Origin of the sequence: Psychroflexus sp. MES1-P1E, from assembly GCF_002836055.1 — a bacterium.
In the GTDB taxonomy this organism is placed as follows: Bacteria; Bacteroidota; Bacteroidia; order Flavobacteriales; family Flavobacteriaceae; genus Psychroflexus.
The window spans coordinates 1-15848 of record NZ_PJBS01000154.1; the positions used below are offsets into that span (position 1 = coordinate 1).

Annotated in this window: 13 protein-coding genes; 7 read left to right on the forward strand and 6 right to left on the reverse strand. The window is 36.2% G+C overall.

Going from position 1 to position 15848, the window contains the following annotated elements:
- Positions 1–365 precede the first annotated feature (365 nt).
- Positions 366–956 carry a hypothetical protein gene (locus CXF67_RS05510; protein ID WP_145990391.1) on the forward strand — a complete coding sequence of 197 codons (591 nt, stop codon included), beginning with the start codon at positions 366–368 and terminating at the stop codon, positions 954–956.
- A 345-nt stretch (positions 957–1301) separates the two neighbouring features.
- On the opposite strand, the gene CXF67_RS05515 is transcribed toward CXF67_RS05510, so the two are convergent.
- Positions 1302–2369, reverse strand: a complete 1068-nt coding sequence (locus CXF67_RS05515; RefSeq protein WP_102087840.1) for a methyltransferase — start codon at positions 2367–2369, stop codon at positions 1302–1304.
- Positions 2370–2517: 148 nt separating this feature from the next.
- Between CXF67_RS05515 and CXF67_RS05520 the strand changes: the two genes are divergently transcribed.
- Entirely contained in the window at positions 2518–3333 is an 816-nt protein-coding gene (locus tag CXF67_RS05520) for an endonuclease/exonuclease/phosphatase family protein (RefSeq protein ID WP_102087841.1), read from the forward strand.
- Between the two features lie 2 nt (positions 3334–3335).
- Here the strand turns inward: CXF67_RS05520 and CXF67_RS05525 are convergent, their stop codons facing one another.
- A complete protein-coding gene (locus CXF67_RS05525) occupies positions 3336–3884 on the reverse strand; it encodes an NUMOD4 domain-containing protein (protein WP_102087857.1) in 549 nt (182 codons plus the stop codon).
- A gap of 276 nt (positions 3885–4160) precedes the next feature.
- Between CXF67_RS05525 and CXF67_RS18675 the strand changes: the two genes are divergently transcribed.
- The 4 genes from CXF67_RS18675 to CXF67_RS18690 all read left to right on the forward strand — a co-directional run bounded on the left by CXF67_RS18675 (position 4161) and on the right by CXF67_RS18690 (position 8413).
- Positions 4161–5555 (forward strand): carboxypeptidase-like regulatory domain-containing protein, encoded by a 1395-nt coding sequence (locus CXF67_RS18675; protein WP_257984602.1) that lies wholly within the window; start codon positions 4161–4163, stop codon positions 5553–5555.
- 42 nt (positions 5556–5597) lie between these two features.
- Positions 5598–7079, forward strand: a complete 1482-nt coding sequence (locus CXF67_RS18680; RefSeq protein WP_257984603.1) for a TonB-dependent receptor domain-containing protein — start codon at positions 5598–5600, stop codon at positions 7077–7079.
- Between the two features lie 17 nt (positions 7080–7096).
- Positions 7097–7681, forward strand: a complete 585-nt coding sequence (locus tag CXF67_RS18685; protein WP_257984604.1) for a hypothetical protein — start codon at positions 7097–7099, stop codon at positions 7679–7681.
- A 150-nt stretch (positions 7682–7831) separates the two neighbouring features.
- Positions 7832–8413 (forward strand): RagB/SusD family nutrient uptake outer membrane protein, encoded by a 582-nt coding sequence (locus CXF67_RS18690; RefSeq protein WP_257984605.1) that lies wholly within the window; start codon positions 7832–7834, stop codon positions 8411–8413.
- Positions 8414–8475: 62 nt separating this feature from the next.
- Here CXF67_RS18690 and CXF67_RS05540 read toward each other — a convergent pair whose 3' ends face one another.
- Entirely contained in the window at positions 8476–9534 is a 1059-nt protein-coding gene (locus tag CXF67_RS05540) for a serine hydrolase domain-containing protein (protein ID WP_102087842.1), read from the reverse strand.
- Between the two features lie 59 nt (positions 9535–9593).
- On the reverse strand, positions 9594–10586 hold the full coding sequence (dusB, locus tag CXF67_RS05545) for a tRNA dihydrouridine synthase DusB (protein ID WP_102087843.1): 993 nt from the start codon (positions 10584–10586) through the stop codon (positions 9594–9596).
- Between the two features lie 150 nt (positions 10587–10736).
- Here dusB and lepA point away from each other — a divergent pair, with 150 nt between their 5' ends.
- Complete coding sequence (gene lepA / locus CXF67_RS05550; RefSeq protein ID WP_102087844.1) at positions 10737–12533, forward strand: translation elongation factor 4; 1797 nt, start codon at positions 10737–10739, stop codon at positions 12531–12533.
- On the opposite strand, the gene CXF67_RS05555 is transcribed toward lepA, so the two are convergent.
- Together CXF67_RS05555 and CXF67_RS05560 are read right to left on the reverse strand one after the other, a co-directional pair.
- The gene (locus CXF67_RS05555) at positions 12530–13621 is read right to left on the reverse strand and encodes an ABC transporter permease (RefSeq protein WP_102087845.1); all 1092 of its coding nucleotides are present in this window, start codon (positions 13619–13621) and stop codon (positions 12530–12532) included. The two genes, lepA and CXF67_RS05555, sit on opposite strands and share 4 nt — an antisense overlap.
- Before the next feature lie 20 nt (positions 13622–13641).
- Complete coding sequence (locus CXF67_RS05560; protein WP_102087846.1) at positions 13642–15807, reverse strand: carboxy terminal-processing peptidase; 2166 nt, start codon at positions 15805–15807, stop codon at positions 13642–13644.
- Positions 15808–15848 lie beyond the last annotated feature (41 nt).

The window sequence follows — 15848 nt, forward strand, 5'->3', positions numbered from 1 at the left end:
GACATTATAGGTTTAAATTGGTATTATTAGCTTCGATGTCAATAAAACTCTAGTCAACTTTTAAAAATATATAAGCAAACCCCTTTATTGTTTATTTTATTGAAGCTTAAATTTTCCTTAAGAACCATCTGGATTTGATTTTTTTTGACGGATACTTTGGCATAGAAATCTACGTTTTTGGAAAAGTTTACATAACTGAAAAGGTGTTTTTTAAATGGACTGCTGTATTGGAAAATTTTAATATTTATTTGTTAATGGGCTTTAAGGTCAACAAACCTCACAAAAAAATAAATGGATTTGTTAAAAACGGACTATTCTTTCACGCAACTGTTGTAGCTAAATTGTATCCTTATAAAAACCAAACTATGAAAAAGGTAATTTTAACAGCTTTAGCTATCTGCACTTTAAGTATTGGCCAAGCACAGGATGAAAACCTCACCGATTCTCAAGAAAGAATGGAGAAATTCAATGAGGTTAAAAAACATGAAATAAGCTTAGATGTGGCAGCAGCAATAAGTGGCTTAGGGATAAATCCGCGATATGAATATGTATTAGGAAGATATTCCGGAATAGGAGTTGATTTAAATATAGGGACATATGATAACAGTAATAATGAAAATATCGAAACCTTTAGTTTTACACCCTATTACAGACAGTACTTCTTTTCTAAGGAAGATTACGGTGCAAAAGGTTTTTATGGAGAAGGGTTTGTTAAACTCTATAGCTTTGATAATGACAGCGATTTGTTTTTTAATAACAATAGTTTACCAAAAAAGTCATTTACAGAATTAGCTATAGGTGCAGGTATAGGGTGGAAATGGGTAAGCGATAGTGGTTTTTTAATAGATGTAGGTTTTGGAATAGGACGTAATCTAGGCATTGCAGATGACGATAATCTTTACAACCTTCCAGAATTGACTGGTCGTGGTGGTGTGAATTTTGGATGGAGATTTTAGGTTATGAAACGAGCCTCTATCGGCTCTTTTATTTTCTGTATTCCCAGTTAGGAAAATAATGTTTAAAACAGGAAGACTATACTTTAAAATGATTGTGAGAAGAAAATAGGCCTCTGATTATGACTCATAAAAAGTAACAGTGACTGTTGCAAACCTTATAATCTATGGTAGGTTCAACTATGTGTAATACCAAATTAAATTATAATGTCGCATGAATAAATTGAATTATAATAAGATGTAGCTAAGCACAGATTTTTTCAAAAATAATTAGCATAGCCTTAGCTACGGTAATTATTTTTGAAAAAAGCAAGCGAAAAAGAAATGATTTATTACAGGATTATAGGTTTAAATTGATAAAAGCACCCAAAGCTGTACTTCTTCTGAGGAACGCCAATGTGGACTTCTTTTAGTCTTTTCAGAGGCCGCTCCTACAGATTTCTTATAACACTTTTCCAGTTGAAATCTATTTCCTTCAGCTAATTCTTTCTCTATAGGATGAACGGTGGTTACATTTGTTATTTCTGCTAAATTTGAAAAAATAAGCACAAGCTTCCCGTCTGGCAATAGTCTTTTTTTGGCAGCAATAAAAAAATCTGGAAATAGGGTTTCATTATAATAAATGGCGCTATCTATACTTCCCAAATTATCAGTTCCTGGCAACCAAGGTGGATTAAATACAATCAATTCACTTTGCTTTTTCCATTTCCCAAAAAGATTTCCATAATCCAATTCGATCTTTCGAGATAGCTTTGTGGTTCCCATAAATTCCTTTAATCCAATAATAGCATTAGGATTTGTATCTGTTGCATAGACTTTTTGAAAGCCGTGTTGAACCATTTGCAAAGAGAGAACTCCACTCCCTACTCCAATATCAATAGCTGTTTTTTTTGATCCCTTATAGCGTTTCAACCAATTATCAAAAAGAACTAGATGCTCGAACCGTGTAGGGAAATAGGTTCCATAATAGGGATGTATTTTATTCCGCAATACGGGTAAGGAAACCCCATTTTTATACCATTGCCAAGCACTATTCAAACCTTGCACTTGTGGAAAGGTTAAAAAGAAATGATTATTTTCTGAGTACAGTTTTTCTAACCATCCAATACTAGGAGATCGCTTTGCCACTATTCTTTGATCGATAATTTCCAATAAAATGAGATTTGAAAGTCTAAAGTATTCTGCGCGATACTCATGCTGCTCTTTAAAGGATTTGTTAGGTAGTTTGCGTTTCAGATAATTGTGCAATTCCTTAAGAAGGGATATGCCATCATTATAAAACTCATTAATAAGTATCGATTCACCTTGTATCAAATCCTCGATTGTAGACCCGACGTTACTTTCATGATGAAACGATTTCTGTTCTTTACTAATCGCTATTGGTTCTGGCTTATTTACTTTTGGTTCAGCACTCATAGTTTAATTTACATTTTTTAAAATATAGGTATTCATTCTGCTTAATTCCGCAATTTATAGATAATAATTTAAAACTTTTTTAGAACTCGATTCAATTGCATCTAAACACAAAGTCTCTACTTTTGAGTTCATTTTAATCTTTCACCTCATGGCTTTAAACAAATCCTTAGTTGTTTTTTTGAGTTTACTACTTGTATCCACAATAAGCCTTGCTCAAGTTAAGATTAGCTCTTGGAACATCCGTCATTTAGGAAATTCTAAATCCAAAAGTGAAATTGAGTTTATGGCAGAAACCTTGCGCGATTTTGATGCTGTTGCCATTCAAGAAGTAGTCGCTGGAAATGGCGGTGCACAGGCGGTGACCAAACTAGCCGATGAGCTGAACAGAAAAGGCTCACGTTGGGATCATGTAGTGAGTAAACCCACTCAAGGAGGAACTTACAGCTCAGAACGATATGCATTTCTATGGAAAACCAACCGATTAAAAGTTGACAGAAAAGCGTGGTTAGACCTAGATTGTATCGAGGAGTTTGAGCGAGAACCCTATTTTATAAGATTCAAATTTGAAAATCAAATTTTCACGCTTGTCAATATTCATGCTGTTCCAAAATCTAAACAACCAGAACAAGAATTAAAATATTTAAAGCTTTACCCAGAGCTTTATCCCGATGAGAACTTTATAGTCTTAGGAGATTTTAATTTACCCGAAAGCCACAGTGTGTTTAATCCTTTAAAATCTAAAGGCTTTATTTCTGCTCTGGTCAATCAAAAAACCAGTTTGAAAATGAAATGCAAAACTGGAATTTGTCTGGCTTCAGAATATGACAATATGTTTATAGACTCTAGATCTTTTAGGATTCTAAAAACTGGGGTCGATTTATTTTATGAAGCATTCACAGACTTAAAGTCTGCCAGAATGATTTCAGATCATATTCCTATTTGGATTGAATTTGATTTCAACTAAAATTAGTAATCGGTCACCGTCCCCCAATTTTCTCCACTTTTAATTCGGTAGAGTTGCATTTCTGAAATCCCAAACTGTTTAGCAATCATTTTCATACGCGTACGACGGTTAGGGTCATGAATCTTTCGTTTAATGAGTCTTACCTTAGCTTCGGTGAGTTTAGAGTACGTTCGCTTTTTAGGTCTATTTAGATACTCCGGATTAGTAAATTGATGATTTTCTTTCTCCTTTTTGGTTGCCCACTTTAAGTTTTCGACTTTATTGTCTTTTTTGCCATAATTGACATGAATGACATAAATCCCATCACCTTGTTCCAGAAAATGCTGTGCAACCAATTTGTGAACGTAACGACTAGTTGACTTACCGTTTTCTTTTTGTTTGAGAGGGATGGTTTGGTACCCGTTAATAAAAAACTCTTTTACCAAAACTTCACTTGAAGTTTGGCATTTTATAAGCCTTCCGTAATTGGAAATTTTATACTTTTCGGTATCGGCAATTTTTTCATCGAAGACCATTGGCTTCCATTGCTCGTTCCAGTAATTTCTAATCATTTTATCATTATTTGAAATAATCAATACTTAGGATGAAGAATTGATTTTCAAAATAGATTTAGAACTATTTCGCAATTTAATCTATTATTTTAAAATACTACTGATAAATTCACTTTTTAAAAACGCAGCTCGTTAAATGTTACAACATTGTCAATATTTATTAACTTAAAGTTGTATTAATTACATAGATTAATTAAAATTAAATTAAATGATTGATATGAAAAAAGTTAAACAAAAATCGCTGAGCTTTCTTATATTTTTGTTTTTTTACCTGGATTGGTATTAGCACAAGAAACACTCACAGGAAAAACAGTAGAGCAGTCCACGGGTAACATCATACCCTTTGTTAACGTTGTGGAAAAAGGAACCTCCAATGGGACGACTAGTGATACGAATGGCGAATTTTCTTTATTGGTAGAAAAGTTACCTACAACTTTAAGATTTACTTACCTAGGGTATGAGTCTCAAGACATAAATGTTACCTCTTCTTCACCATTTACAGTTTCATTTACTGAATCTGCTTCAACTTTGGAGGAAGTAGTCATTACAGGTTTAGCGACTTCCGTAAAACGATCCAACGCTGCAAATGCAGTTTCCTCTATTTCATCTCAGGAATTGGTAGGAAGGGCATCTCAACCTACTTTGGATGCAGCTCTAGCTGGTAAATTTGCAGGAGCCTTAGTTACAAGAAATTCTGGTGCCCTTGGCGGCGGTGTTTCTGTGAAACTTAGAGGAATTACCTCTGTCTTTGGAAATTCTCAGCCTCTTTATATAGTGGACGGTGTTTATATCGACAACAGTAGTATTTCTGGAGCAGGACTTAATTTTGTTTCTCGAGCGGCTGCTGGAGGAAGTTCATCTTCCCAAGATAACCCTTCCAACAGAATTGCAGACTTGGAAGCTAATGCTATTGAGCGAGTAGAAGTACTGAAAGGAGCTTCAGCTGGAGCCATTTATGGAGCACGTGCTGCTGCTGGTGTGATTATTATTACAACCAAACGTGGAAAAGCAGGTGATACTAAAGTTTCTGTTCAACAAGAATTAGGATTTAACTCTATTATAAACTTTAGAGGCCAAAGGAATTATACCCGAGATATTGCGGAAAACGGATTTGGGGAGGGGCAAGGAGACCTATTTGCTCAAGCTCAACAAAATGGAAACCTAGTTGATTATGAAAAGGAAGTTTTTGGAGAAGAAGGCTTTATAAGTAATACCTATGCCAGCGTTTCAGGAGGTTCCGACAACACGACTCTTTATGGATCGTTCTCCAACCGAGAAGAAAATGGAATCGTAGAAAACACAGGCTACAATAGAAAGTCTGCAAGGCTGAATGTCGTTCACGATTTTTTTGATGATAAAATGAAATTATTTGTAGGGGCTAATTATATAGATTCTAGCTCTGATAGAGGATTTTTTAATAACGACAATTCTGGAGCCACGATTGGAGTTACTCTTACCTCCCTCCCATCTTGGGCACAACTTTCCCCAAATGCAAACGGAGTCTATCCCGACAACCCTTATGGAGGATCTAATCCCCTTCAAACTATAGCCTTGATCACTAGCCGAGAAAATGTAAATAGATTTGTTTTAGGGAGTACCTTGGACTATGATGTTTACCAAGGTCAAAACTCTAGTCTAAAAGCACAATTTAGATTTGGACTTGATTATTAGCAGTTGCAAACAACTGCTTTATTTCCAAAAGAGCTCCAATTTATGGATCCCGCTAATGGAGGCCTTAATGGAGTGAGTGCTTTAGGAAATACTAAAACCAGAAACAATAACTATTCTGCCTTTTTAGTCCACACCTATTTTACTGATGACAATATCACATTCACTTCTCAGGGTGGTATAACCAGAGAAAGTTTTTCTATAAATACAGTTAATAATGTGGCTTCAGACCTCATTGGTTCTGAGTCAAATTTGGACCAGGCTGGGAATATAAATGTAAATCAATTCCGAAGAGATCAAGATGACTCAGGCTTCTTTATTCAAGAAGAAGTAAACTACCAGGACAAGCTAATAGGAACCATTGGTGTGAGAGCAGATAAATCCTCAAACTTTGGAGATGCAAATACTCTATTTTACTATCCAAAAGCATCACTAGCAATGAATCTTCATAATTTTGATTTTTGGAAAGGCGATTTCCTTACAAATTTCAAACCAAGAATTGCTTATGGTGAAGCAGGAAATTTCGCACCATTTGGGGCTTTGTTTACTACACTTGTGGGGAATTCAATAGGAGGTCTTCCTGGTATTGGAGTCCCAGGGACTTTGGGAGATGCTACGATTAATCCTGAGCGCCAAAAAGAATTGGAATTTGGATTTGACGCTGGTCTTTTAGATAATCGCATCAGATTACAAGCCTCTTATTATATCAAAGAAGTTGATGATTTAATTCTTCAAGCTCAAAATGAACCCTCTTCAGGATTTACGAATCGATTTTCAAACGCTGGTAGCTTAAGAAACGAAGGACTAGAGCTTACCATGGATGCTGATGTATTAAGAGAAGGTGATTTCAAATGGAGTACTAATGTCATTTTCTTTAGAAACAGATCTGAAGTCACCAGACTTGATGTAGATCCCTTCGATTTAGGTGGTTTTGGTACAGGCCTAGGAACCTTCAGAATTCAGGAAGGCCAAAGCGCTACACAAATTGTAGGAAATAATGGTGAAGGGAGTATTATAAAATTGGGTGATGCAGAACCAGACTTTCAAATGACATTCACCAATAATTTTAGTTATAAAAACTTTGACCTTTCCTTTTTATGGCATTGGAAAGAAGGTGGAGACAACATTAACTTAACGACTCTACTCACAGACCTCGGACAAACCTCTAATGATTATGACGATTTTAGTTTAGACCCAAGTGGAGAATTGAGTAATGGTGATTTTAGAATAAATTCATTAGTTAACGGTATTGCAGCTCCTTTTGTAGAAGATGCTTCTTACCTGAGATTAAGAGAAATAGCACTGAGTTACACTGTTCCTGATAAGGTAGTTCAAAGTCTTTTCAAAGGCTATGTTTCCAATATCAAGATGGGATTGACGGGATTAAATCTAGTTAATTTCTTTGATTACAATAGTTATGATCCTGAAGTCTCAAATTTTGGCTCAAACGGCTTATCAACGGGGGTAGAGGTCACACCATACCCAACTTCAAAACAATATTTATTTAGAATAAAAATGGACTTTTAATCAAAAAATATAGACTTATGAAATTAATACATAAAATCTTATTCTTACCAGTGGTTTGCCTTATGACTTTGTCGTGTGAGCTGGAAGATGGAGAGAATTTAAATAGGCCTACTGCAGAGTCCATACAGGACGGTATTAGCCGTGGTGAATTAGAACAAGCCATTACAGGTGTACTTTCGGATATGCGATTGAAAATTGGCACCCAAGTCGACGGCCAATCTTTAGCTGGACGAGAATATTACAGATTTCAAAGTTCAGATCCTCGATGGTCTTCAGATGTGATGACTGGAAATCTAGACAACAATACGTTTTACACGACATCTCCTTACAGTGCTAGGTACACTGCAATTAAAGATGCTAATTTGATAATACAAGGTATTGGAAATAGTGAAGGGATTTTTACCGGGGCCGAAATCACAGTTTCTAAAGGCTTCCTGAATACTATTAAAGCCCATGAACTGTTGATGGTTCTTAATCAACAATATCAAAACGGAATTCGAGTTGATGTGTCAGATCCGGATAATTTAGGCCCTTTTTTAGGTTATGATGAAGCTATTGCTTTTATTTCTAATCTATTGGGAGAAGCGGCAACTCAGTTGTAAAACAATGGAGGTGAATTTCCTTTTTCACTGCCTGACGACGGTGAAGGATTCACAATTGCATCAACTCCTGCCGGTTTTCTTCAATTCAATAAAGCTTTTCATGCTAGAGTTGAGGTGTATCGAGGAAATTATACAAAAGCTGAATCCCTGTTGGAAGACTCCTTTATTAATTTAAGTGGAAACCTTAGTGAAAGTGTTTATTTTACATTTTCACAATCCGGCCTAGATTTTCCCAATCCATTGTTTTTCAGTGTCAATCAAACGGTAGCCAATGCTAGAATTGCACATCCTTCTTTTATTGCAGACACGTTGACGGGCGACAGTAGAATTAGAAAAGTAGTGAGAAGAGAAGAAGTCTTAACCCAATCCGATTTAAGCGGTATTTATAATGTTTTCGTTTATGACAATATTATAGATAATGTAGATATCATTAGAAATGAAGAACTTGTTCTTCTTTATGCTGAAGCTTTACATATATCAAATCCAAGCGAAGCTATCAATGCTATTAACATTATCAGAAACGCAGCAGAGCTAGATGATTATACAGGTGGCGATTCTCCATCTGAACTCGTTGATGAAATTTTATTACAAAGGCGTTATTCTCTTTTTGCAGAAGGTGGTCATAGATGGATAGATATGAGACGTTTTAACAGACTCGATCAACTTCCAAATGACAGACCAGGAGATAATGTTTTCGTTCAATTCCCAACTCCCATTGCAGAAAACAGATAGGAGTTATAATGACACGTTATATTTAAAAGCGCTGTGTTTAAAAACACAGCGCTTTATCTTTTTTAAAATGCACTTAAGAGTTTAAAGCCCAATTCGTCTATAAGCGAGGCTTTAGGATGAAATGCAGATACATTAGTTAAAACAATAACAGCCTTTTGAATTTCAGGAATAACAAAAACAGAAGCCGAATAACCCCCGGTTCCTCCATTATGCCAATATAAATTATGGTCTTGCTCATCTTGCAAAATATGCCATCCTAAGCCAATCCTTAAATTTGCATCGACTAAGAAAGTGGATAAGGTCGTTAATGAAAACGCAGTTTCTGTATCCTCAAAATGGGCCTTTACAAATTTTGAGAGGTCGGCAGTGGAAGATAATATTCCACCAGCACCAGCAAGAACTCCCATGTCCCATACAGGTGTAGGGTTTCCATCTTGATCTAAGCCTTGAACCAAATTTGACTCAACAAGATTGCTGTCTAGTGTAGAATTTTTCATCCTTAAGGGCTGAAATATTTTTTCTAAAAGTAAGTCGTCAAAGGTTTTATCTGTAGCATTTTCTAAAGCATTAGCCAGAATGCCAGCCCCCAAATTTGAATATTGATAGCTAGGCTCTAAGGTATTTAGCACTTCCATTTCTGAGGTTAAGTAAAACTCCAGATCTGCTTTAGTATAAGTAAGGTAAGGATTTTTAGGGTCTGCTAACGTTAAGTTCAAATTAGAAGGAAGCCTTGGCAAACCAGATGTATGGTTGGAAAGTCTTTCTAACGTAATTGAAGTATTGGCAAGTGGAAATCTAAAAAACTGCTGAAGCGAATCTGTTAATTTCAATGACTTATCAACAACAAGACTAGCCAAAAGTGTAGAGGTGAAAACCTTGGTAACCGATCCAATCTGAAAAACAGAGGCACTGTTATCTAATTCATTTATAGTGTCTGAGAATTTTACTTGCCCATAATAGTTAATGTCATCATGATCGATTAATGCTACAGAAAATTGAGTTTGAAAAGGGAATTCCGTTAAGTAATTTTTTAAAGTTTGGTGAATCTTTTCATCGATGCTTTGTGCGTATGAACTAAAGCCAAACATAATCACTAAAGAGATTAAAAAAAATAATTTCATCTTTTTTAAATTTAAATGAACAAGATGTGTTTCAAAAGAGATAAAGAGTTTAAAATTGATTAAACAAACTGGTAGTCAGAAAACTTATTTTCAACCTCATCAAAAACAGCAAATACATCTTCAGAATGATCGGAAGTTACCATTTTCATCCTATAGTCTTTGAAGTGCGGGATTCCCTTAAAGTAATTGGTGTAATGTCGTCGAGTTTCAAAAACGCCTAGCTTCTCCCCTTTCCAATCGATGGCCATTTGCAGATGACGTCTAGCAATATCAATACGTTCTACCAAAGAAGGGGGTTCACAATGCGTCCCAGTTTCAAAATAGTGTTTTACCGCTTTAAAAAACCAAGGAGACCCTATGCTCGACCGACCAATCATTGCTCCATCGAGTCCATATTCATCTCGCATGAGTGCAGCTTTTTCTGGACTATTTACGTCCCCATTTCCAAAAACAGGAATATGCATCCGCGGGTTGTTCTTGACTTCTGCAATAGGTTTCCAATCTGCTTCTCCCTTGTACATTTGAGCTCTTGTACGCCCATGAATTGAGATGGCTTTACAACCCACATCTTGAAGTCGTTCTGCAACTTCATAGATTTTAATGGAATCATGATCCCAACCTAATCGAGTCTTAACAGTTATAGGTAGATGGGTATGTTTCACCATTTCCTCGGTGAGTTTCACCATAAGATCTATATCCTTCAAAATGCCTGCTCCTGCTCCTTTAGAAACCACTTTTTTAACTGGACACCCAAAGTTGATATCTATAACATCTGGCTTAGTCTTTTCAACAATTTCAACAGACCTCAACATCGAATCGAGATTAGCTCCAAAAATCTGAATACCAACCGGGCGTTCTCTTTCATAGATGTCAAGCTTTTGTAGGCTTTTGGCAGCATCACGAATCAATCCTTCAGAAGAAACAAATTCAGTATACACCATGTCTGCACCGTATTCCTTACAAAGCGCTCTAAAAGGAGGATCACTTACATCCTCCATTGGTGCAAGAAGTAATGGAAATTCTCCAAGTTCTATGTTATCTATCTTAGCCAAAATTTTTTAGTGTAAAACTACAGAAATATAAACAATTTCCATAAAGCTTTTAACACTGTAAAATATAAGCCTCTTAAGCCAAACAATTCCATTATATTTGCAGAGATAAATTCAAATGCTTTTTAAGCGTTTGTAGAGGATAAAGGGACTATGAAGAACATTCGAAATTTTTGCATAATAGCTCATATAGACCACGGAAAAAGCACCTTAGCCGATCGTTTATTAGATTTTACTAAATCTGTGACAGAACGTGAACGAAAGGAGCAACTTCTAGACACTATGGATTTGGAGCGTGAACGTGGAATTACCATAAAAAGCCACGCCATCCAAATGGTCTATAATTATAAAGGTGAAGATTTTGTCTTTAATCTTATCGATACGCCAGGACATGTGGATTTTTCTTACGAAGTATCTCGATCTATAGCGGCTTGCGAAGGAGCTTTGCTTATCGTAGATGCCGCACAAAGCATACAGGCGCAAACGATTTCCAACTTATATCTAGCTTTAGAAAATGATTTAGAAATTATTCCAGTCCTCAATAAAGTAGATTTACTTAGTGCTAGCCCCGATGAGGTCACCGATGACATTGTAGATTTAATCGGTTGTCATCGAGAAGATGTCATTAGAGCAAGTGCAAAAAACGGCACTGGCATAGAAGAAATATTAAATGCAATTGTAGAACGGATCCCATCTCCAAAAGGGGATCCTGAAGCTCCGTTAAGAGCTTTGGTTTTCGATTCTGTTTATAATCCTTTCCGTGGGATTGAAACTTACTTTAGAGTTTTTGATGGAAGTATTAAAAAGGGGCAACAAATTAAATTTTTGGCGACCGGTAAGAATTATTATGCAGATGAAGTGGGGACTTTGAAACTGGTTCAATTTCCCAAAAAAGAGATCAAAGCAGGAGATGTTGGCTACCTAATTACAGGTATTAAAAATGCAAAAGAAGTAAAAGTTGGTGATACCATTACCGACGCTGAAAATCCTACTAAAAATACAGTTGCTGGTTTTGAAGAGGTGAAACCCATGGTTTTTGCAGGGATCTATCCTGTTGAAACTGATGAATACGAAGAGTTGAGATCTGCAATGGAAAAGCTTCAGCTAAATGATGCTTCGTTGGTTTTTGCCCCAGAGAGTTCTGCAGCTTTAGGTTTTGGATTTAGATGTGGTTTTTTAGGAATGCTTCACTTGGAAATTATTCAAGAACGTCTAGAACGCGAGTTTGACATGGTTGTTATTACAACTGTCCCTAACGTGTCTTATAACGCTTTCACCTTAAAAGATAGGGACAAAGCCATTGTCGTAAGCAATCCAACCGATTTACCAGAACCTTCTTATTTAGACCGTGTTGAAGAGCCTTTTATAAAAGCTAGTATTATCACAAAATCCGGTTACGTTGGCCCTGTGATGTCGCTTTGTATAGAAAAGCGAGGACAAATTACCAACCAGACTTACCTGACTCAAGATCGTGTAGAACTGAGTTTTGATATGCCCCTAGCTGAAATTGTTTTCGATTTTTATGATCGATTAAAGACAGTTTCCAAAGGCTATGCATCCTTCGATTATTCGCCAATTGGAATGCGAAAATCCAAATTGGTAAAAGTAGATCTTCTATTAAACGGGAATAGTGTAGACGCCCTTTCTGCTTTACTTCACGCTGACAATGCTTACGATATTGGGAAAAGAATCTGTGAGAAACTAAAAGAACTTATCCCTAGACAACAGTTTGATATTCCTATCCAAGCGGCTATCGGTGCAAAAATTATTGCTAGAGAAACAGTAAAGGCTTTAAGAAAAGATGTGACAGCCAAATGTTATGGCGGTGATATTTCTCGTAAACGAAAGCTTTTAGAGAAACAGAAAAAAGGAAAGAAACGCATGAGACAAGTCGGTAATGTAGAAATTCCTCAAGAAGCGTTTATGGCCGTTCTAAAATTAAATGATTAATTCTTAACATCCAGAGCGTCTCTAAGCGCATTTCCTACAAGCATAAAAGCCATCACTAAGCTCATTATTCCTAAACCAGGAATAATGGCTAGATAGGCTTTTCCTAATATAATGTAGCTATAATGATCTTTGATCATAGCGCCCCAACTTGGCGTGGGAGGTTGAGCACCTATTCCTAGGAAGCTAAGCCCACTTTCTATCAATATGGCGGCAGCGAAATTAGCTGCAGATATAACAATCACGGGAGCCATGATGTTAGGAAGTATATGTTTTGTAATGATTCTTTGATTTTTAAACCCTAAAGCTCTTGCTGCTGTAACGTATTGTGAGGATTTTACACTCATCACTTGACCTCTAACCACTCTGGCCACTTCCACCCACATCGTTAAACCTACCGCAATAAACACCTGCCAAAATCCTTTACCTAAAGCTAGCGTTATGGCAATCACTAAAAGCAAAGTAGGTATAGACCAGGTAACGTTGATAAGCCACATCACTACAGCATCGATTTTCCCTCCATAATATCCCGATATTGAGCCTAAGAAAATACCGAGTACAAGCGAGATCAACACTGAAATAAATCCTACTGAAAAAGAGATTCTTATACCAATAAACATCCGACTCAGCAAATCTCTACCATATTTATCGGTCCCTAACCAATATGTTTTGGTAGTGACAAGGTCAGTTATCTCTCCTTCGAAATCTATTTGAGATATGTCAATTTCATTTTCTAAAGCAGACTCATCCATACCGTATTCGAGATAGTAGAGTTTACCACCTTGTTCTTTATATGATTGAATAGGAATAATAGTCTTTGCTGTTTTATCACCAAAAAATGATTTAGAGAACCAGGATTGCTCATTTTGGTTAGGACTGGGCAACTCGATAACTTTGGTTGTAAACCCAGGGGATTTCGAATGGATACTCAACGCCATGTTATTGGCATTTTCTGAATTGTCTGGAGACAGCAGGTAGGCAAAAATCCCTATTAATAAACAAGCGACGACATACCAAAAACTTAAGACCCCCCAAATATTTTTTTTAAATTTTTGGAGGGCTAAGTGTGTTAAAGACGTATTTCTGGTCAAACTTATAGAATTACACCTAATTAATCTTTTCTTGCTGCAAGTTTGATAGAGCTTTCATCAACGTTTAAATCCTGAAGTACATTAATCGCTTCTTGCACATAAACATCTTTCGACAAACTCTCGTGCCATCTTTTTCTCTTTTGGGTTAAAGATGAATCTTGAGCCATAAGAGACTCTTCATAAGGCAAGGAGCTATAAGTGAGATCTGATTTATAATTATTGATATTATCGAACTTTTCAGACATATTTTTTACCTCAGCCATCTCTTTATCATAGCGGTCATAGTTTAAACTATATGTGTTTTGATTTCTTTGTGCATTGATCCATTTTGCATTTTCGTCTATCAATTGGATTTGAGCATTATTGGACAAGCGATCTCTACTAGAAGCGATTACCTTTTCAAGATTAGAATACCCTCTCCACGTTTTGAAGTCTGCAGGGGCAATTTTGTCCCATGGCATTGGATTTTCATAATCCCTTTCACCAATATCGATATAAGAATATCGGTCGGGAACAGCAACATCGCTTTCTACACCCTTCAGTTGAGTTGATCCTCCGTTAATTCTGTAAAATTTTTGAGTCGTAATTTTAAGAGCTCCCATGTCTCCAAATGTGTCATTATTTCTCATCCAGCGGTTGAGATCTACAACATTCTGCACAGTTCCTTTACCATAGGTTTGCTTACTACCAATCACAACAGCTCTATTGTAATCTTGCATAGCCGCGGCTAGAATTTCCGAAGCTGAGGCTGATAATTCATTCACAAGAATAACCAAAGGTTTATCCCAAATCACATCGGCATCGGTATCTTTTAAAACTTCTGTGTTATTTTTCGCATCCCTAACCTGAACCACAGGTCCATTTTCAATAAAAAAGCCTGCAATATCGACTACGGTAGATAAAGAACCGCCTCCATTATTTCTTAGATCTATCACTAAACCTTCTGCTCCAATTTCGTTAAGACGAATCAATTCTTTTTTGATATCTGAAGCTGCATTTCGTTCATCATAATCTTGCATATCAAAATAAAATTTCGGCAAATTGATGATACCATAAGACTTTCCGTTTTTTATAACTGATGAAGATTTAGCATAAGTTTCTTCAATCTCCACAACATCTCTTGTAATGTTGATCGTTTGAGAGCTTCCATCTACTTTTTTAACAGTTAATGTTACTTTCGTGCCCTTAGGCCCTTTAATGAGATCTACCGCGTCATCGAGTCGCATTCCACGAATGTCTACGGGTTCTTCTTCATCCTCTTGTTTCACTTTTTGAATCAAGTCGCCAACTTCAAGCTCTCCATTTGTCCATGCTGGGCCTCCAGAAATTACCTCAACAATCTTTACGTTGTCTCTTTGTTTTTGTAGCCTAGCTCCAATTCCTTCTAGTTTGCCAGACATCGAAATATCGAATCTGTCTTTGTCTTGTGGAGCAAAGTAATTTGTATGTGGATCGAATTGACTGACCACCGAATTGATGTACAGGGTAAACCAATCTTTTCTTTCAAGATCAGACATGGCCTCAAAATAATTTTCAATAGATTCCTTGGTGATCTCACGAGCCTCTTTCTCCAACTCTACATCAGATTTTTCGTCTAACTCTTCACCATTTTTGATTTTCTCCGCCTGTTCTTCTTTTAGATTATGGAACGAAGAAAGTGTTGAAAACTTGAATTGCTGTCTCCATCGTTTCTTCAATTCAGATTTACTAGAGGCATAGTCTAGTTTTTCATAATCTGTATCAATCACCTCTTCTTCTTGAAAATTAAAGGGCTTTGCAAGTAATTCTGAATAAAACCCTTTAGCCTCTTCCATTCTTTGAGTTAGAATTTCGACAGTAAGGTTGAAAAACACTAAATTTTTATTTTCAATCTGATCATCAATCTGAGTTTTAAAAGCTTCAAAATCTTGAAAATCACTAGCTAGAAAGTGTCTTTTTATAGGATCTAAACCTTGGATGTAATCTTTAAAAACAGCCTCAGAAAATTCATCATCTATCTCTTTCATATCAAAATGGCCTTGCTCAATCACGTAGGTAATGAGTTCAATAAGCACTTTGTCCTTATCCGAATCTTCATCAAAATCTTTAGTTGTAAAACTACAAGACGTTATAGACAGTAGAGTTACTAATAATAAAATAATAAAATTGCGTCTTACTTTGTATCGTTTCATCGTATCAAAATTCATTAAAACTTGAGTTTACTAATGTAATATATTTCTAATGTACA